The organism is Chitinophaga sp. 01L420 (genome assembly GCF_056399985.1).
The window spans coordinates 44,523-63,770 of record NZ_JBFTSK010000021.1 but is presented as its reverse complement, the minus strand read 5'-3'; the positions used below and the strand labels follow the sequence as shown (position 1 = coordinate 63,770).

The window sequence follows — 19,248 nt, the reverse complement described above, 5'->3', positions numbered from 1 at the left end:
TAGATTATTTTTTTAGCCTCGTCAGCCGGAAAAGACTGAGTGTTTCAAATACAGTATACACCAGGTACAGGAACAACAGCATGAAAATAGTCAACTTGCTGACATTGGGCTTATAAATAAGCACATAGACAACAATACCTATTACACAAAGGAAGAGTTTTGCAAGGGTGGAGCCGTAAACAGCCCGGATAAATGCATGATGATTGGAGGAAGCGAGTCCCTGGCGGCCCATCAGATAAGACACCAGGGATATAATTGCCATGATCACGTTGCCGGTCATCAGCACATTTGTATGTGTGCCAAGGCCCAGTAACTGTGCTTTGAATATAATAATGAGTCCGTTAAGAATTCCAAAAACTGCGAATAACCGTATAAAAAATCTATCACTCATGCCGTCGGGTGTCTTTTATAATTTGCCACAAAAGTATGGCTAATGCAATTAAAGAAAAAATGATAAGGAACACAGGAAACCGCCAGCCGATCCGCTGGTCAAGTTTATAACCTGCAAACACACCCAAACCTAAGGTGGCCATCATTTGAAAGGCCAACCCAGCGTAGCGTAATAAAGGATTACGATTATTATTCGGCTTCCTGGAGGACGGATTTTCCATGTTTCTGATTATCTGCCGGCTGCTGATCGTCCATGTAGCAACGGCCATTGAACTTAGCAGAAGGCTCCATTTCAAAATGAGCAGTGTAAACATCGCCCTTTACCAACGCATTGCCTTTCAGGAACAACAGCTCTTCTACCTTGATAATACCGGTTACTTTCCCCAGGATATCTGCGCTCTGGCACACCAGGTCGCCAACAATATCACCCTCAGGACCTACCACTATCTTCGCTTTGGTAGATACCAGTCCATTTACCTGGCCATCAATTCTGATGTCGCCTTCACACACAATATCACCCTGGATAGTCGTGCCATTGCCAATAATGTTAACAGTGGATGTAGGTAACATGGATTTGTTGTCACCTTTCGATTTCTGATTGTTGTTAAACATAGGGAGTTAGGTTTTTCAAGTTTAGTGATGTAATATAAATAAAATATGTAAATATTTTGGTCTTTATGTATTTAGATATTTCACGCCGCATTCACGTCAACTTGCTCACTTAAATATTTAAATAATAAAAAATTAGTAAGTACTGTTATCTACAGCTGGTACTTTTAACATGGTGGTATCGAGTTTCCCGGTAAATTCTCCGTTGATCACCTGTTTAATATTCTTCAGATACTGGTCCCGGGCATTAATGGCTGTTTCTAATGAGTCCGCCCGCATTTTGAGATGGATAAATTCCTTGCGTTGTTTCAGATCTCCATAGCCGGGTATATAGTAACGCAAAGGCGTAAATACCACGGTCGCTACCGTAATAGCTACCAGTAATACAAACAGGGTGCTGAAAGCAATATATACGCTCATTCGGGAGAGTTTGAACGATGTTACTTCTTCATAGGTATCGTCATTCATAATCACCAAACGGTACTTATGACTGAGTTTTTCCAGGCTTCTTCTGTTGTTTTTATTCCCCTTCTTGGCCATGTTTGTGGTACTACTTAAAGAAATTTATTCCTTTTAAGGCGGGCTAAAGTTAATCATTATTGTAAAATAGGGAAGGGTGTTTTGAGGATTCTATAAAGAAATGACATTTTTTATTTGAAAACCAGCGGATTAAAAGATATTTGCCGCCAGAAAAAAGTAGCAGACACTTCTGCGGGACGAGCAGTGAATCAACTATTTTATCCTATCTTTAAAATATTTTTTCAAACTGTAAGTTATATATATTTAGCCTATACACCCTGGCATCCATGAATTGCATCAAACTGCTACTTAAATATCTGGGATTTTTTATATTGTCGTTTTGCCTGGGTTTGCCGGCGGTCTGGGCACAGAACAAGCCTCAAAAGCAGCCGCAGCAAACAAATTCCCAAAGCCAGGCCCCCGATAATCAGCAACACAGACCTGTTGCCAAGCCCCTTTTTAAACCTAAGGAGCCTCGTGTACAGGATCGGCGCCCCCCCTCCGAAGTAATGCTGGAAAAAAAGAAATGGAACTGGAAACGAAAGTTCTTCCAGAACATGGCCACGCGCTTCAACTATTATTTTCACGCCAAACAGAAACTCGACAGGGTCGTAAGAACCGCTAACCGCGATGGCCAGGATAACTATAATATGCTGCTGCCTTTCTATCCTTACAGTTTGCAAAGCCAGGGATTCAGCAAAGGGGAACTCGACTCCGTAATAGACAAAACCTCCATGGGTATTCAGCTCCATGACCCCCGCGGCAAATGGATCGATGACTGCTTCCTGCTCATGGGGCGCGCCTACTTCTATGAAGGAGACCTCGAAAACGCCAATAAAACATTCCAGTATATCAATATCACTTTCGCCCCCAAACAGAAATCGGAATATAAAACCGTAGTGGGTGCCCGCGAAAATGACCAGATCTCTATTGCCACCAACGAAAAAAGAAAAGGCTTCTTCGGTCGCTTTAAACACGTGAAAGCCCGTAATGATGCTTTCCTTTGGCGAGCCAGAACCCTCCTCGAACAAAAGGAATACGATGAGGTACAGGCCCTCCTCAACTTACTCAATAACGACCCGCATTTCCCGCACCGCCTTGATGGTGGTCTGGCGGAAGTACGCGCCTACAGCAATTATATACAGAAAAGATATCCTGAAACCATAGAACCCCTGCAACTGGCCATAGATAAAAGCCACGACCGGGTAGCCAGGGCCAGGATGTCCTATATCCTCGGTCAGCTCTATGTACAGCAGCACCGCCCGGATTCCGCCCTGGAACAGTTCCGTAATGTGATTGGCATGAAACCCGATCCGATGATGGACTTCCAGGCAAGGTTACAAATCGCTAAAACAAACGCAGAAACAACCGGCGATATCGCTAAAAGCATTGCCGGCCTTCATCACATGCTGAGAAAGCAACGCTTCTCCAGGTTCCGTGATGGCATTTACTATACCATGGGTACCCTGGTATATCCCAAAGATCCGGATGCAGCCATCGGCTATATGAAGCAATCACTGAAAGTACCCAGTGATAACCTCATGCAACGCACTATTACCTATAAAGGGATGGCCGATATTTACTACGATCTGCGCAATTATCCGGACGCTAAAAAATATTACGACAGCACTGCCGGCACCATGAACAAAGACTTCATAGATGCGGCCACCGTAAACGTCCGCAAAGAAGTACTGTCAGATGTAGTGGCTAAACTGGATATCATTCACCGGGAAGACAGTCTGCAGAAAATTGCAGCCATGTCGCCTTCCGATCGTAACATACTCCTCTCGAAAATGGCGGCTACGCTCAAAAATGAAGCAGCCGACAAGAAAAAGAAAGATGCACTCTCCGCTGCTAATCCACTCGATGTGAACGCGATGGGCATGACAGGTGGTGGGGCTTATGGACCTAAGGAAGAAAAAGGGGATTGGTATTTTTACAATGCCAGCAGTAAATCTGCGGGCTACTCAGAATTTAAACGCAGATGGGGTAGCCGCCAACCCGGCGATAACTGGCGCCGTAGCCAGAACGGTGTGGTGAATGCAGCTAACAGCAACGCACCTATTGAAATAGCAGAAGAAAGTAAAAACGCTGCCACCAAGGGCGTGCCTCCGGATAGTGTAAGTGTGGACTTACTGGCTGCCGGCCTGCCACTGACACCAGAAAAACTCGCGGTTTCGGAAAAAGCGGTAAAAGATGCCTGGTTTGATCTGGGTAAATTATATCACGATAAACTGGAAAACTATCCGCTGGCCATAGAAACCTATGACTCGCTGCTGCTCCTTTTCCCGGATCATCCGCGCAAACCGGAAGTATTGTATTCGCTCTATATATGGAATAGTAAACTGAATCATACCGCGCAGGCTAACCAGTATAAAACGATGGTATTGAACCAGTATGGCAATACCAACTTCGCCGACATTATCCGTTCCGGTGGATTGAATAACGATGTAGATGTGGCCAAAAAGAAACAGGTCAGTGCAGCTTACGATTCTGCCTATACGGCTTTCCGGAATGGTGACTATGCAGGCGCCATGGCCATGAAACAACGGGCGGACAGCTCTTTCGGCTTCAGTTTCCTGAAACCTAAGTTCGATTTGCTGGAAGCCATGCTGATTGTTAAAACAGATACCTCGTTTGCAACAGACTCGCTGCAACTGTCACGCAAGGCCGTACAGGCAGTATTAACCAAATACGCTGCCGATGAGCCTATCCGCTTACAGGCCCAGGCCCTGATGGATGCGCTGGATCACCGTGCAGAACTTACAGATTACCTGGCCAAACTGGAGGTAAGAAAGAAAGATGCGAACGGAGAATTGCTGGATGAAAATATCACCATGCGCTATCCCTGGCAGAATCCACAGCCGGTATTGGCCGATAAGCTGAATGTAGCCAAAACGCGGGCTGATTCGTCTAAAATAGCCGCAGGCATGGTAACGCCATTGCCCGCACCTATTGTGCCTATTGCACCCGTAAAACCGGTAACACCTTATAAAATAAACGCTGATAACCCATTCTTTGTAGTGCTTTCCTTTGACCGGGTGTCAAAAGAACTCATGGACGAAGGACTGAATCAGTTTACCCGCTATAATTCGACTAAACATGCCTCGGATAAAATTGAAGTCGGCAGCTTTGTGCTGACTCCCAATGATGTGATGCTCATTTTCAGGATTTTCCCCAATGAGAATAAGGCACTGGAGTACTTTGACGAAATCAGGGATGCCGCACCCGCTAATATCATTCCCCGGATCCGGCCAACAGAATACCATTTCTTCGTTATTTCGAGAGATAACTTTATCCTGCTGAATAGTACCAAAGACCTGGCCGGGTATCGTAAGTTTTTTACAGAAACTTATGTGACCCAGTAAGTAATTTTAGAAATTTAAATAGCTTTGTCGGTCAAACGCTTATAAACAGGCTTGTTTATTGCAGTTGAACTTTATTGAAAAATTTACATATATAGCCAACAGATAGTAATAAATTGCCATTCATTTAAAGGATCAGGCAATTTGGCCATAAAACAAATTATATAAGCGCATGAAAAAATCGGTGAAAATATTGTGGCGGGTGGCTTTTGGTATCTTAGCATTACTTGTTCTCTTTGTTTTACTCATTAATTTCCGTGTAATCGGCAGTATGCCTTCCATGGAAGAACTGGAAAATCCCCGTGCAGCGCTGGCAGCAGAAGTGATTGCGGACGATGGTACCATTTTGGGTAAATACTACCAGGTAGATCGTTCCAGCAGCGATTATAATGAGATCTCCAAAAATGTGATCAACGCGCTGATAGCAACTGAAGAAACCAGGTTTTACGATAACTCCGGTATTGACCCTAAAGGCACACTGGCCATTCCTTTTTACCTCCTGATCGGTAAAAAACGTGGATCCAGCACCATCACACAACAGTTGGCCCTGAACCTGCAAGCAGATAACCTGGGTAAACAGCGCTCCGGTAACCCCGTAGGACGTGCCTTCCAGAAAATACAGGAATGGATTATTGCGGTAAAACTGGAAAGAAACTTCACAAAACAGGAAATCCTGACCCTGTATTTAAATACAGTGGCTTTCGGAGATAACGTATATGGAATAGAAAACGGCGCCAGAACCTTCTTCAGTAAAGATGCCGGTCATTTATCCATAGAAGAATCCGCCATCCTGATAGGGATGCTGAAGGGAAACACCATCTATAACCCCCGCCGTAATCCGCAGTATGCGCTTGAACGCCGTAATACGGTGATAGACAATATGCAAAAAGCCGGATTCATCACACCCGGAGAAGCTGCATCTGCCAAAAGCAAACCAATTGTATTACACTATAATAAAATTGACCACAACAAAGGACTGGCCCCTTATTTCAGGGAAGTATTGCGTGATGAACTCAAAGGCTGGTGTAAAAACCATAAAAAAGCTGATGGCTCAGAATATAACCTTTACCGTGATGGTCTGAAGATATATACTACCATCAACCCAAGAATGCAGTTGTATGCAGAAGAAGCAGTAGCCAGGCACCTGGCAGTGCTGCAGAAATCACTCTCCGCACAAAACGATGTTAAAACCGGCAGCGTTTGGAAGAAATGGCCTAAATACCTGGATCAGTACATGAAAGAATCGGACAGGTATAAATTCATGAAGGATGATGAAGCCGATGATTCTACGATTGCCAGGGTGTTCAACACACCTACCCGCATGAAGGTATTTGGCTGGAAAAGTTCTACAGAACCAGACCTGAACGAAATAGATACCGTCATGACGCCAATGGATTCCATCAAATATACACGCTCCATTTTACAGGCGGGCTTTATGGCCATGGATCCGGAAAGTGGTGAGGTAAAAGCATGGGTAGGCGGACCTGATTTTCGTTATTTCAAAAATGACCACGTGGCTAAAACCCGTCGTCAGGTTGGTTCTACCTTTAAACCCTTCCTGTATTGCTTTGCGATCATGAATGGTTTTTCGGCCAACACTATATTGCCAAATGAACCTATTACGATTAATGGCTGGAGCCCGCATAACTCTGAAGGCAGCACTGGTGGTTCAATTACCATGGCCGGCGCGCTGGCCAAATCACTCAACCTGGTGGCTGCTTATCTGATTAAACAGATTGGCGCCAAACCATTTGCGGATTTCGCCAAAAATAAAGTGGGTTTCAGCAGCGATATCCCTGCATATCCGGCCATCGCCCTGGGTGCGGTGGAAATCTCCCTCTATGAACTGTTACAGGGGTACACCATGTTCCCTGCAAGGGGTATTAATACCAAACCTATTTATATTACCCGCATAGAAGACAGAAACGGTAACATCCTCGAAACATTTGCACCGGTAAAACGTGAAGTAATCAACGAAAAGCAATCCTACACCATGGTGAAAATGATGGAAGGGGTAGTGGCTCCCGGTGGTACCGGTGCGCGTATCCGTTCACGTTATAACATCCAGGGTGAAATAGCTGGTAAAACCGGTACCACCAACGATAATACCGATGGTTGGTTCATGGGCTATACTCCTAAAATACTGGCGGGCGCCTGGGTGGGTTGTGAAAACAACTTTATCCACTTCAGCACTACCGCTATCGGACAGGGTGCCAATACCGGCTTACCTATCTGGGCTTATTTCATGCAAAAGGTATATGCGGATCCAACACTGAAAATCAGCACGAATGATCATTTCCCGATTCCGCAGAATATGAGTGAGGATGATATCTACATGAATTATGAGTCTAATGTGAAACCAGGTGCAGAATCAGAAAACGTAGGTAACGGTTCTGCCGATGACTATGGCTCTGGCGATGCCAATGACTTTGCTACACCAGGTGCAGATAAACCAGAACCGGCGCCTGCTCCCGCACCTAAAAAGGAAGAGCAGAAAGATAAGCCAAAGGCCACTATGCCTGCACCACCTAAAAAGAACGATTAAAGCTATTTTCATCTTATAAAACAAAAGGCCGGTTACTACAGTAACCGGCCTTTTGTTTTTCGTATGGTATAAAACCGCTTATATATTTTATCCACCAATAAACAAACTGCTGCGGGCATTATAATCCTATTTATTAGCTTCACGTTACCAAACCATTAAAAAAAAAGTACAATGAAGTATGCATTTAAAGCACTGCTATTGGCAGGCCTGTTGCCCCTTGCTGCCCTGGCGCAGGATAGCACCCAGTTTATCAAAGGCTCCTGGAAGGAGCTCACCGCCAAAGCCAGGAAAGAACACAAGCCCATTTTTATTGACACGTACTTTGAAGGCTGTCATGCCTGCAAAGACATGGAAGTAAAAGTATTTCCACGCCCGGACGTAAAAAAGTACATGGAAGACAACTTTGTATGCACCGGTTATGACGTATTCAAGGAAGAATTCGGAAAAGAGCTGTGCGCCAAGTATTTCATGACAGGATTTCCCACTTACCTGATTATTTCCGGCGAGGGAAAACTGATTAATACCGGTATGGGCTACCAGGAAATACCCGATTTCCTGAAATTCCTGCAAACCAATATCGAAAAGTATAAAGCAGGGGAGTCGCTGACCGGCTTCGGTAATAGCCTGAAAAGAGATGATCCGGAGTTTTATACGACCTTCTTTTTCGCAAAAGACCGGAAGTATCCGGCTGCGGAAGTGGTAAAGGAATACCTGTTAAAGCAGTCGCCGAAAGACTATTTTAAAGAGTCTGTGTTTAAAGCCATGCAGGTGGCCGGCAAACTGCCTGACAATTACAGGGAGTTCTTTCTCAAAAACAAAGAAGCTTACGAAGCTCGTTTCGGCAGCGCCCTTACCCAGCATATCTTCAAAGGGTTGCTGAAACAGGATATGGCGGCTTTGCCTAAACAATATGATGAAAAGGCATTTGCTGCCTTTTTAGCGAAGCAGCAAACTGTATATAGTGCTGCCGACTGGCAGGAAGCACAGATGTATTATGCAGAAAATTATCTGTCCAGCATCTGCAAAAATGGAAAGGCGTTCCTGGAATTCGCTATCGCTCACAATGACCGTGACAACAACCGGATCCGCTATATGATCTTCTACATGGGAGCTGAAATGGAGAAGGATCCATCCCTGAAGGAATTGTATATCCAATGGGCAGAACCGGCGCTGACAGAAACCTCCAACCTGGAGGCATTAAGGTCCCTGGCTTATATGTGCCTGGAAAGAAATCATAAAGAGCAGGCGAAGAAATATTTTACCTGGCTGCTGTCCAAAGGCAAGGCCATGGGAGAATCTGTTGACATATACAATGAGCAACTGGCTAAGCTGAATAGTTAACATAAGGCATAAAGCAAAAAGCTATTAAAGCGAATGACCTGAGCAAAGGAGTAATATCCGCTCAGGTCATTCGCTTTAATAGCTTTTTGCTTTATGCTTTCAGCCTTATGCTACTGCTTTATTTACCAAAGCAGCCGCTTCGCTTAATAAAATTGCTGACTGTACTTTCAGACCGCTTTCTTCGATCAGTACTTTTGCTTCTGCAGCATTAGTACCCTGTAAACGTACAATGATAGGAACTTCGATGTTACCGATAGATTTGTAAGCATCAATAACGCCCTGTGCAACACGGTCGCAACGAACGATACCACCAAAGATATTGATCAGGATAGCTTTCACCTTTGGATCTTTCAGGATAATACGGAAACCTGCTTCTACTGTTTGTGCGTTGGCAGTACCACCTACGTCCAGGAAGTTAGCTGGTTCACCACCGCTCAGTTTGATCATATCCATGGTAGCCATGGCCAAACCGGCGCCGTTTACCATACAGCCTACGTTACCATCCAGTTTCACGAAGTTCAGGTTAAATTTGCTGGCTTCTACTTCAGTAGGATCTTCTTCTGAAATATCACGCAGTGCTTCGAGGTCAGGATGACGCATCAGGGAGTTATCATCCAGGTTTACTTTCGCATCTACTGCAATGATTTTCTCGTCACTGGTTTTGAACAGTGGGTTGATTTCCAGCATGCTGCAATCCAGTCCTACGTATGCGTTATAGAGGTTGGTTACAAATTTCACCATGTTTTTGAACGCTTCACCGCTTAAACCGAAGTTGAAAGCAATGTTACGTGCCTGGAAAGGCTGCAGGGGCATATTTGGTTTAACCCACTCTTTAAATATTTTCTCAGGAGTGCTGTGTGCTACCTCTTCGATATCCATACCACCTTCTGTGGAGTACATGATAACATTTTGGCTTTTAGCACGATCCAGCAGGATAGACAGGTAAAATTCCTTTACCGGGTTAGCACCTGGATAGTAAACATCCTGGGCTACCAGTACTTTATTTACCAGTTTACCAGCATCGCCGGTTTGAATGGTTACCAGGGTACCTCCCAGTATATTGCCTGCTATGGTTTTAATATCTTCTGCATTTTTTCCTACTGCCACACCTCTCTGTTCCGTACCACGGATCTTACCTTTTCCGCGTCCACCCGCATGAATCTGGGCCTTTACAACGGCAAATTCATTACCAAATTGCACTTTCAGCTGCTTGTATGCTTCCGCAGCCGCTTCAGGGGTATCCACCGGGATGCCTTCCTGTACCGGTACATTATATTTTTTCAACAGTTCTTTAGCCTGGTACTCGTGTAAGTTCATCGGAATAAAATTTGGCGCTAAATTAGGTCATTATGATTTAAATATAAAACTGCAGTCATTTGTGAATTAAAAAATAACTTTGCGCGGGTTTGTTTTTTAAATCCGACTTTTAATTAATGTATAAACAGATGAGTGAACTAACAGCAAAGATCACAGCAGCGGGGGAATATATCAGCAAATTCTGGCAAGATAAGCCGGTAGCGGGCATCATATTGGGCAGCGGACTGGGTAACCTGACCGGTGAAATAGAAGGTAGCGTGGAAATTCCATACAGCGACATCCCACATTTTCCTGAATCTACTGTAGAAGGACATTCCGGTAAATTAATCCTGGGATACATGCAGGGCAAGCCTGTAGTGGCCATGGCAGGACGTTTCCACTTTTATGAAGGATTTTCCATGCAACAGGTAACTTTTCCTGTTCGGGTTATGAAGGCACTGGGAATCCATACATTATTTATTTCCAACGCGGCCGGAGGCATGAATCCTGCCTTTAACGTGGGGGATCTGATGATCATCCGCGATCATATTAACCTGCAGCCGGAGCATCCGCTGCGTGGTAAAAATGAAGATACCCTGGGACCCCGGTTCCCGGATATGAGCGAACCTTACGCCAAAACCCTGATAGATGCTGCCAATAAAATTGCGGCAGCCAACAATATATCATTACATAGCGGCGTATATGTAGGCGTGCAAGGGCCTACCTTTGAAACCAGGGCAGAATACAAGTACATGCATCTCATCGGTGGCGATGCTGTAGGTATGAGTACGGTGCCTGAAGTAATTGTAGCGGCACATGCCGGCCTGAAAGTATTTGCCATGAGTGTGATTACCGATATCGGTATCCGGGAGGAGGAAAATGTGATTACCCATGAAGAAGTACTGGCGGCTGCAAAAGCAGCAGAACCTAAGCTTACGCTTATCTTTAGTGAATTAATCCGGCAACTATAAACGCTTTTGTTACTTTCGGATGAGGCAAATTTTCATTTTCATAGCCCTGCTGTTTTTTTGCGGGAATCAATTAAAGGCCCAGTTTAACTCGGGACGCCTGAATAATATGGGCGGCGGCGGAGGCGGCGGTAGTAGTAAAATGCAACGGGATACCGGAAAGCATGAACACGAGCTGGATACGCTGACCATCAGCTACCAGGTCCTGGGCGACCCTTCTTATTATAAGATAGATTCTTCTGTAGCTGATTTTCAAACCAACTATCTGAAGGTGCCTTCCAGTTACGCCACCACCGGTAATACCGGCGGTGCTGCGTATAATATGATATACTCGCCGCTGATGAAACCCGGATTTGATGCCGGTTTTCACTCGTACGATATCTATTCCAATTCCCACAAGGATGCCCGCTTTTACTATACTACCCGCCCTTATACAGAGCTGCAGTACCTGATAGGGAGCAAACAGGAACAGGTAATCGGACTATCACATACGCAGAATCGTACGGAACGTTTCAACTTTGCTTTCGACTATCGCAAAATAAATGCACCGGGATATTATCGTACCCAGAATACCAATCACGATATTTACCGGCTTACAGCCCGTTATCAGAGCAAAAACAAGCGTGCGCATACCTACATGAGCTTCTACTATAATAAGATCAATGGAGGGGAGAATGGAGGGCTTAAGTACGATTCTCTGATGCAGGATAACAACTACAAACAACGTAAAAGTTTGCCGGTAAATCTGGGCAATAATACGTCCCAGGCCTACGCTTTCTTTGGCGGCGGTACACTGCCGGTGAAATCCAGCTACCGGGAAACAGGTTTCCTCATACAGCAACAGTACGACTGGGGCAGGGGCGACAGCATTCATGTGAACGATACTACCGATTATTACAGGTATGAGCCGGTATTCCGTGTGCAGTACACCTTTAATTATCAGAATGATGATTACGGGTTTATCGACAGCAGTCCGGATACGACGTTTTATACCAAACACTATAATTTTATTCCCAGCGATACGGTTAATGCGCAGCATAAGTGGAAGCTAATTTCCAACGACATCTCCCTGATACAGTTTCCGGTACGTGGTAACCAGGGGCATTTCATTAACCTGGGTGCGCGGTTTGAAAGTATTACCGGTACCTTCCTCGATGCTGATATTAATTTCACTAACCTCGCAGTACACGGGGAATACCGTAACAAAACCCGTAACCAGAAATGGGACTTCTCCGCAAAGGGCGAATTTTATGTAGTAGGCCAGAATATTGGCGACTACGGCGTATATGGTACGTTACGCAGGCATATTAATGATCTTTTGGGAGATGTACGCCTGTCGGTGAACAACGTAAACCGCGAGCCTTCTTACGTGTACAAGTACTTTAACAGTAACCGGGATGCCTGGTACAATACCAGCCTGGCTAAAGAAAATGTTACCCAGCTGCAGTTTGCCACAGATAATGCAAAACTGAAATATACCCTGGCCGTGAATTATTTCCTGTTCACGAACTATACTTATTTCAAGGATTACTATCACAGCGACCAGTATGGTTCCCTGTTTAACCTGCTGCAGATCACATTCAGCAAGAAATTTGTCATCGCGCCATTTGCCTGGTATGTAGACGTTGCCTTCCAGCAATTGCATGGCAACGGACCGTTAAACGTACCCACTTTCTGGACACGCAACCGTTTCGCATTTGAGAAAAGGTTATATACTAACCTGAACCTGATCACAGGTATCGAAGCACGGTACAATACCGGCTACTATGCAGATGATTATTCCCCGCTGACAGGTCAGTTTATTTATCAGCATTCACAAAAAATCAGTAATCCTTTACCGGATATTGCGGCATTCGCCAACTTCCGTATTAAATCTTTCTCCGCTTATGTACGCGCAGAAAATTTGAATACGTTTATCGGCAATAATAACTACGCAGCTCCTTTATACCCCTATAACAACTTCGCCTTCAGAGTGGGGTTGAGATGGTGGTTTATTAACTAGCATAAAGCAAAAGGCATAAAGCAAAAAGCCAGTGTGCAGAAAGAATAAGCGGACATTTCGCCGTTGTCTTCTACACACTGGCTTTTTGCTTTATGCCTTTTGCTTTGCGCTTTTTTAGCTATATTTGTGTTTCATCATGAAACGATTTTTTGCCATATTATTTGCTGTCTTGTACACCACGCTTACCAGCGGGTTTGCAGTAAACGTGCATTACTGCATGGGCAAACTGGCATGCATTGAGTGGCAGGACGCTTCGGCGGATCTCTGCCAGATATGCAAAAAGCCGTCAAAAGGCATGGATTGTTGCAAAGATGAATTTAAGTTTTGTAAAGTCACTGAATCGCATCAGGCTGCCAAAGCCCTGCAGCAGGACTTTAGCATGACGACCAATATGCAGTTGCCGGTAAGAATATTAACCGTACCTGCATTACCCGTATCAAAAATACTGGCTGGCGACTATCACCACGATCCGCCAGATCTCACCACCACCCCCATTTTCCTTCGAAACTGCACTTTCCTGATCTGATTCAGTTGCTTTTGTAATACCCGCTTTTCGCGGAACGACAAAACGACGGCTGTAATTTCTCATTTATTTAATTTAATCAGATCATGAAAACGATAGCTATTATAGTGCTCGCACTGGGCTTGACTTTCGGCGCAAATGCACAATTCAAAAAAGCCAGCGTACATGCTACCGGCCTTACCTGCGCCATGTGTTCCAAAGCAACTTATGAAGCACTGGAATCACTACCTTTTGTAGATAAAATAGATACAGACCTGGATAACACCACCTTTGTACTGACCTTCAAAACCGGTGTACCGGTGAATATTGATGCCATTAAGGCAAAAGTGGAAGATGCCGGTTTTTCAATAGGTAAACTGGTGATGACTGCTAATTTTGATGCAGTAAATGTGCAAAACGATGCACATGTTAGCTTCGCTGGCAGTACCCTGCACTTTATGGATGTAAAGAACCAGGTGCTGAGTGGTGATAACAACATTACGGTGATCGACAAGGACTTTGTTTCTAGCAAACAGTTTAAAAAATTCAGTACCGAAACAAGTATGCCCTGCTATAAAACAGGCATGATGGGCGACTGCTGTAAAACCAATACCGGGGCAGCATCCGGCAGGATTTATCACGTTACCATTTAATACTTGTTTGGTGTATGAAGAAATTTATAATGATAGCAGTGGCGATCATTGCCGGTACCGGCATTGCAGCAGCCCAGGAATTATACGTTAATACGGAACCGGCGAGTAATATGCCCGCTAATTCCCTTGGAATAAGACTCACCAATAAGTTCTTTAACATGGAGCATTCCGGCGATGTGGGAATGCGTTTCGAACCGGAAGTGATGTGGGGGGTAAATAAAAAACTCATGGTGCATGTACTGGGGTATGCCTCTAATATGATGCAGTCTTCCATCCGGGCAGAAGGTGGTAGCATTTATGCGAAATACCGTTTCCTGTCGTTGGATCAACAGCACGCACATTTCAGAATGGCGGCTTATGTAAGAGGTTCCGTGATCGACAACCCATATTATCCTGTTATGCCGGTTGGCACACATGCGATGCGTCCTTATGATAATGAGGAACTGGACCTGGAGGGCGCTACATCCGGCGTAAGTGGTGGTATTATTGCTACGCAGTTGTTGCATAAACTGGCGTTGTCTACAACGTTGGGGTATTCACGTTATATGAATAATGTGAAGGATAATATTCCGGAAAGCTTTTCTAAAAACTCCGTAAATTATAGTCTTTCCGCCGGGTACCTGGTACTGCCTGTAAAGTATAAAAGCTTTCAGCAAACCAATTTAAACCTGTACGTGGAATTACTGGGGAAAACCAATACAGACTTAATGGGTCGTGGTTCTTACCTGGACATTGCCCCCGCCATACAGTTTATATTCAACAGTACCACACGACTGGATTTGTCTTACCGCTCCCAGTTGGCAGGAGACATGCCGCGTAACACGTTCAACTCCTTTTTAATCAGGTTTGAACATAACATTTTTAATATTAAAAAATAAATGATGGCCACAACAGATCTGTTTATAAAAAATATGGTTTGTCCACGTTGCATCAAGGTGGTAACGGCAGCCATCGCCGCGGAGCAGCTGGACATCCGGGATATACAACTGGGCAAAGTGACAGTAGCAGGAAAGGTGTCTGAAAAGCAATTGCAACAGCTATCTGCTACCCTGGAAAAAGAAGGTTTTTTACTGATAGATGATAAAAAACAGCAACTGATCGCCGGTATAAAAAGTATTGTAGTGCAGGCGGTACATCATTCTGAGCTGGATGAAATGAAAGAAAACTTTTCTACTTTACTGGCAGGGAAGTTGCAGAAAGATTATCACTATCTCAGTAATCTTTTTTCAGAAACAGAAGGCACTACCATAGAGCAATATATTATTCAGCAGAAAATTGAAAGAGTAAAAGAGTTGCTGGTATACAACGAATTAAGTTTAAGTGAGATTAGTTACAAGCTGGGATACAGTAGCGTAGCGCATCTTTCTGCTCAGTTCAAAAAAGTTACCGGTTTAACACCAAGTAAATTTAAACAATTGAAAGCCCCTGAGCGTATACCATTAGATAAGATATAGTATACCCATAGGCGTGAGATATTAGAAGTTAGTTGTTTTAGTTTTAGTTTAAAAAGAGGCTGCTGCACACCGTGGCCTCTTTTTTAAAAATCTTCACATGAAAAAGATCTTAACAGGTATATTAAAGGTATTGCAGTCATTGTTTATGAAAAAAGACTGTTGTAAATAATACGTATTTGTACGCAAACTTTCCGGGTAAAATTTCCTGCACAGTATTTGTAAATCCCTATCTTTACTATAGCGATTAACTGCAAATGAAGTACAAAATTTATATTATCGGTTTGTTATGCGGATCTGGAGCGTGCTTGTTGTTAGCCTGTGTCAATAAAAAAAAGCATACCGCCCCCAAACAAAAACAGATTGTAGCAAACATCAGACAACTGGATGAAGTGATAACAGATAATATCACGGAACGTTTGTCTGCACTCAAAGACAATGAAGGTGAACTGGAAGACAGCCTTTTGGCGTTCCGTCCCTCCGCTATTCAGGAATTTTATGGCGCCGATAAACCGTCCGGACACTGGTCCAGGGATGGTGTGGTCAATCCCGCTGCAGATTCGATGTTGTATATGATACAGCATGCGGAAGATGTAGGGTTATTGCCTGCTCAGTACCATGCACCTGCGCTCACCACCGCCCTGGAGCAGATCAGCAGCGATGCTACTGCCAAAAAGGACGCGGCTTTGTGGGCAAAAGTGGATCTACTGATGACAGATGCCTTTATGAAAATGGCCTCTGACCTGCGTTTTGGCGTAGCGCCACGTGACAGCGTTACCCTCAAAAGAGATTCGGTGTTTACAGACGCGCAGCTGATTACTGCCCTGCAACAGGCTTTGGCGGAGAAAAATGTATCTGCCATTCTGCATGCGCAGGAACCTGTACACCCTGGGTACGTAGCACTGAAAGAAGGTATACAAACCTTTAAATCAAAATATGCTGATTATCACTGGGATACTTTACCGCTGAACTATACGGATACTGTGGCTTTCAGGCAATTGGTGATCAATCGCCTGGTACAGAGCGGACATCTGGATACCACCGGTCGTGCAACGGATACGACTATATTAAAAACTGGTATTAAAGCTTTTCAGAAAGAGTTTAATATTTATGCTGATGGCGTAGCAGGTAAAAGGACCGTAATTGCGTTGAACCGTTCTATGCACGACTGGATCATGCAGGCAGCTGTAAACCTTGACCGGTGGCGTAAACTGCCGGATACTTTGCCGTCACAGTATATTATGGTGAATCTTCCCGGTTATACATTGCGGGTAGTAGATAGTGGAGAAGTAAAGCTGGAGTCGCGCGTGATTGTGGGTACACCACGTACACGTACGCCGCTGCTGAACTCCTATATGACTAACTTTATGATGTATCCTTACTGGAGAGTGCCCTACAGTATTGTGTTCAAGGAAATGTTGCCGGCTATTAAAAAGAATGTGGGTTATCTCGCTTCTAAAAACCTGGAAGTAATTGATAAGGATGGTAACGCCGTGGATCCTGCCACCATCGACTGGACGAAAATGGGTAAAGGTCATTTCCCCTATGTGCTGCGGCAGATGGACGGTATTGATAATTCCCTTGGAGTCATGAAATTTAATTTCCGCAACAAATACAGCGTATACCTGCATGATACCAATAACCGTGGTTTATTCAAAAATTCCATGCGTGCTATGAGTCATGGTTGTGTGCGGGTACAGCAATGGGATAGCCTGGCGCAGTACCTGGTACGTGCGGACAGTGTAAGGCATAGTGGCGATAGTATTCGTGTATGGCTGGCACGGGAAGAAAAGAAGCAGGTGGATTTACCTAAACATATTCCTATTTACCTGCGTTACTTTACCGCAGAAGGACAAAATGGTAACCTTGTTTTCTTTGATGATATTTATGGAGAAGATAAAGTACTGCGCAAGAAGATGAAAATGTAAACAGCTTTTAGCCTTTAGCTTTTAGCAAAAATGCAGCGAAGATGATATCTCTACGATATCTCCGCTGCATTTTTGCTAAAAGCTAAAAGCTAAAGGCTAAAAGCTATTTCTATGCTAGTTTCGCTTTCAGCGCTGTGTCCAGTGCGTCCAGGAATTCCTCGGTGTAGAGGTAATGTTTACCATGTTCTACTTTGTTGCCGTGGATACAAACTGCCAGATCTTTTGTCATTTTACCACTTTCTACGGTTTCAATACAAACCTGTTCCAGTGCAGTACAGAAGTTGATCAGTGCCTGGTTGTTATCCAGTTTACCACGGAATTCCAGACCGCGTGTCCATGCAAAGATGGAAGCGATTGGGTTGGTAGAAGTTGGTTTGCCAGCCTGATGCTCGCGGTAGTGGCGGGTTACAGTACCATGTGCGGCTTCTGCTTCCATTGTTTTACCATCCGGAGTGATGAGGGTAGACGTCATCAGACCGAGGGAACCAAAACCTTGTGCAACAGTATCTGATTGTACGTCGCCATCGTAGTTTTTACAAGCCCATACAAAGTTACCATGCCATTTCAGTGCGCTGGCTACCATGTCATCAATCAAACGGTGCTCATAAGTTAAGCCGTGTGATTCGAAGGTAGTCTTGAATTCCTGTTGATAGATTTCTTCAAAGATATCTTTAAAGCGGCCATCATATTTTTTCAGGATAGTGTTTTTTGTACTCAGGTACAAAGGCCATTTTTTCATCAGTGCCTGGTTGAAACATGCACGTGCAAAGCCTTTGATAGACTCATCAGTGTTGTACATTGCCAGTGCAACGCCATCACCTTTGAAGTTGTATACTTCGTGTTCAATCACTTCTCCGTTTTCACCTTCAAATTTGATGGTGAGTTTACCTTTTCCTTTAGTAACGAAATCGGTAGCGCGGTACTGATCACCGAAAGCATGACGACCAATACAGATAGGAGCTGTCCAGTTAGGCACCAGGCGTGGAACATTGCTCATAACGATGGGCTCACGGAAAACGGTACCATCCAGGATATTACGGATAGTGCCATTCGGTGATTTCCACATTTGCTTCAGTTTGAATTCCTTTACACGGTCTTCATCCGGAGTAATGGTAGCGCATTTGATACCTACGCCTACTTCCCTGATCGCATTGGCTGCATCAATGGTTACCTGGTCGTTGGTAGCATCACGATGCTCCATGCCCAGATCATAATATTTAATTTCAACATCCAGGTATGGAAGTATCAGTTTGTCCTTGATGAATTTCCAGATGATTCGTGTCATCTCATCACCGTCCAGTTCGACTACCGGATTAGCAACTTTAATTTTTTCTGCCATTTCGGGTTTTTTAAAAAATTAGATTAAAAGCAATTCGAAACAATTATTCAGCGGGTCCCTTTAGGGATAATCACGAAAAATACGAATAGCTATGAAAAAAACAAAATTAACAAGTAATTAAGCCGGAAGAGTGGTCGCGGAATAGGTATTTAATATGCCCCGGAGATAGTGTTTATGGGTTCAGCTAATGTGGATAACCCCCCAAAGTGCTGGCCATAGCGGCTTACCAGGGATAACAAAAAAATAGCGGAAACCAGGTCGGGTTTCCGCTATTTAATAATATTTAAGTTGTATCCGGTAAAATTCGGGCTATCATTTGCATGATTGTCCGTTCCTCTCC

At 44.2% G+C, this 19,248-nt stretch carries 16 protein-coding genes; 10 read left to right on the top strand and 6 right to left on the bottom strand.

Annotation, left to right across the window (positions count from 1 at the left end):
• Positions 1–4 precede the first annotated feature (4 nt).
• From AC1DP6_RS20175 to AC1DP6_RS20160, 4 genes are all read right to left on the bottom strand, one after another.
• A complete protein-coding gene (locus AC1DP6_RS20175) occupies positions 5–391 on the bottom strand; it encodes a hypothetical protein (RefSeq protein ID WP_477026491.1) in 387 nt (128 codons plus the stop codon).
• The gene (locus tag AC1DP6_RS20170; protein ID WP_477056442.1) at positions 384–611 is read right to left on the bottom strand and encodes an AtpZ/AtpI family protein; all 228 of its coding nucleotides are present in this window, start codon (positions 609–611) and stop codon (positions 384–386) included. The genes AC1DP6_RS20175 and AC1DP6_RS20170 overlap by 8 nt, the downstream gene beginning before the upstream one ends.
• Entirely contained in the window at positions 580–1,002 is a 423-nt protein-coding gene (locus tag AC1DP6_RS20165; protein ID WP_441577428.1) for a bactofilin family protein, read from the bottom strand. The genes AC1DP6_RS20170 and AC1DP6_RS20165 overlap by 32 nt, the downstream gene beginning before the upstream one ends.
• Positions 1,003–1,134: 132 nt before the next feature.
• Entirely contained in the window at positions 1,135–1,539 is a 405-nt protein-coding gene (locus AC1DP6_RS20160) for a hypothetical protein (RefSeq protein ID WP_441577427.1), read from the bottom strand.
• A 266-nt stretch (positions 1,540–1,805) separates the two neighbouring features.
• On the opposite strand from AC1DP6_RS20160, the gene porW reads away from it, so the two are divergent.
• The 3 genes from porW (at position 1,806) to AC1DP6_RS20145 (ending at position 8,769) form a co-directional block, all read left to right on the top strand.
• Positions 1,806–4,886 carry a type IX secretion system periplasmic lipoprotein PorW/SprE gene (gene porW, locus AC1DP6_RS20155; protein ID WP_477056441.1) on the top strand — a complete coding sequence of 1,027 codons (3,081 nt, stop codon included), beginning with the start codon at positions 1,806–1,808 and terminating at the stop codon, positions 4,884–4,886.
• A gap of 169 nt (positions 4,887–5,055) precedes the next feature.
• Positions 5,056–7,428 (top strand): transglycosylase domain-containing protein, encoded by a 2,373-nt coding sequence (locus AC1DP6_RS20150; protein WP_477056440.1) that lies wholly within the window; start codon positions 5,056–5,058, stop codon positions 7,426–7,428.
• A 171-nt stretch (positions 7,429–7,599) separates the two neighbouring features.
• Positions 7,600–8,769: a thioredoxin family protein gene (locus AC1DP6_RS20145; RefSeq protein WP_477056439.1), complete on the top strand. Its 1,170-nt coding sequence runs from the start codon at positions 7,600–7,602 to the stop codon at positions 8,767–8,769.
• 105 nt (positions 8,770–8,874) lie between these two features.
• Here AC1DP6_RS20145 and sucC read toward each other — a convergent pair whose 3' ends face one another.
• The gene (sucC, locus tag AC1DP6_RS20140; protein ID WP_477056438.1) at positions 8,875–10,086 is read right to left on the bottom strand and encodes an ADP-forming succinate--CoA ligase subunit beta; all 1,212 of its coding nucleotides are present in this window, start codon (positions 10,084–10,086) and stop codon (positions 8,875–8,877) included.
• A gap of 128 nt (positions 10,087–10,214) precedes the next feature.
• Here sucC and AC1DP6_RS20135 point away from each other — a divergent pair, with 128 nt between their 5' ends.
• From AC1DP6_RS20135 to AC1DP6_RS20105, 7 genes are all read left to right on the top strand, one after another.
• Complete coding sequence (locus AC1DP6_RS20135; RefSeq protein ID WP_477056437.1) at positions 10,215–11,036, top strand: purine-nucleoside phosphorylase; 822 nt, start codon at positions 10,215–10,217, stop codon at positions 11,034–11,036.
• A 19-nt stretch (positions 11,037–11,055) separates the two neighbouring features.
• Positions 11,056–13,035: a putative porin gene (locus AC1DP6_RS20130; RefSeq protein ID WP_477056436.1), complete on the top strand. Its 1,980-nt coding sequence runs from the start codon at positions 11,056–11,058 to the stop codon at positions 13,033–13,035.
• A 136-nt stretch (positions 13,036–13,171) separates the two neighbouring features.
• A complete protein-coding gene (locus AC1DP6_RS20125; RefSeq protein ID WP_477056435.1) occupies positions 13,172–13,561 on the top strand; it encodes an HYC_CC_PP family protein in 390 nt (129 codons plus the stop codon).
• 83 nt (positions 13,562–13,644) lie between these two features.
• Positions 13,645–14,190, top strand: coding sequence for a heavy-metal-associated domain-containing protein (locus tag AC1DP6_RS20120; protein WP_477056434.1), 546 nt, complete (start codon positions 13,645–13,647; stop codon positions 14,188–14,190).
• A 14-nt stretch (positions 14,191–14,204) separates the two neighbouring features.
• Positions 14,205–15,068: a hypothetical protein gene (locus tag AC1DP6_RS20115; RefSeq protein ID WP_477056433.1), complete on the top strand. Its 864-nt coding sequence runs from the start codon at positions 14,205–14,207 to the stop codon at positions 15,066–15,068.
• A complete protein-coding gene (locus AC1DP6_RS20110) occupies positions 15,069–15,644 on the top strand; it encodes a helix-turn-helix domain-containing protein (protein ID WP_477026502.1) in 576 nt (191 codons plus the stop codon).
• A gap of 254 nt (positions 15,645–15,898) precedes the next feature.
• Positions 15,899–17,569, top strand: coding sequence for a L,D-transpeptidase family protein (locus AC1DP6_RS20105; RefSeq protein WP_477056432.1), 1,671 nt, complete (start codon positions 15,899–15,901; stop codon positions 17,567–17,569).
• A 109-nt stretch (positions 17,570–17,678) separates the two neighbouring features.
• On the opposite strand, the gene AC1DP6_RS20100 is transcribed toward AC1DP6_RS20105, so the two are convergent.
• Positions 17,679–18,908: an NADP-dependent isocitrate dehydrogenase gene (locus tag AC1DP6_RS20100; protein WP_441577415.1), complete on the bottom strand. Its 1,230-nt coding sequence runs from the start codon at positions 18,906–18,908 to the stop codon at positions 17,679–17,681.
• Positions 18,909–19,248: the final 340 nt, after the last annotated feature.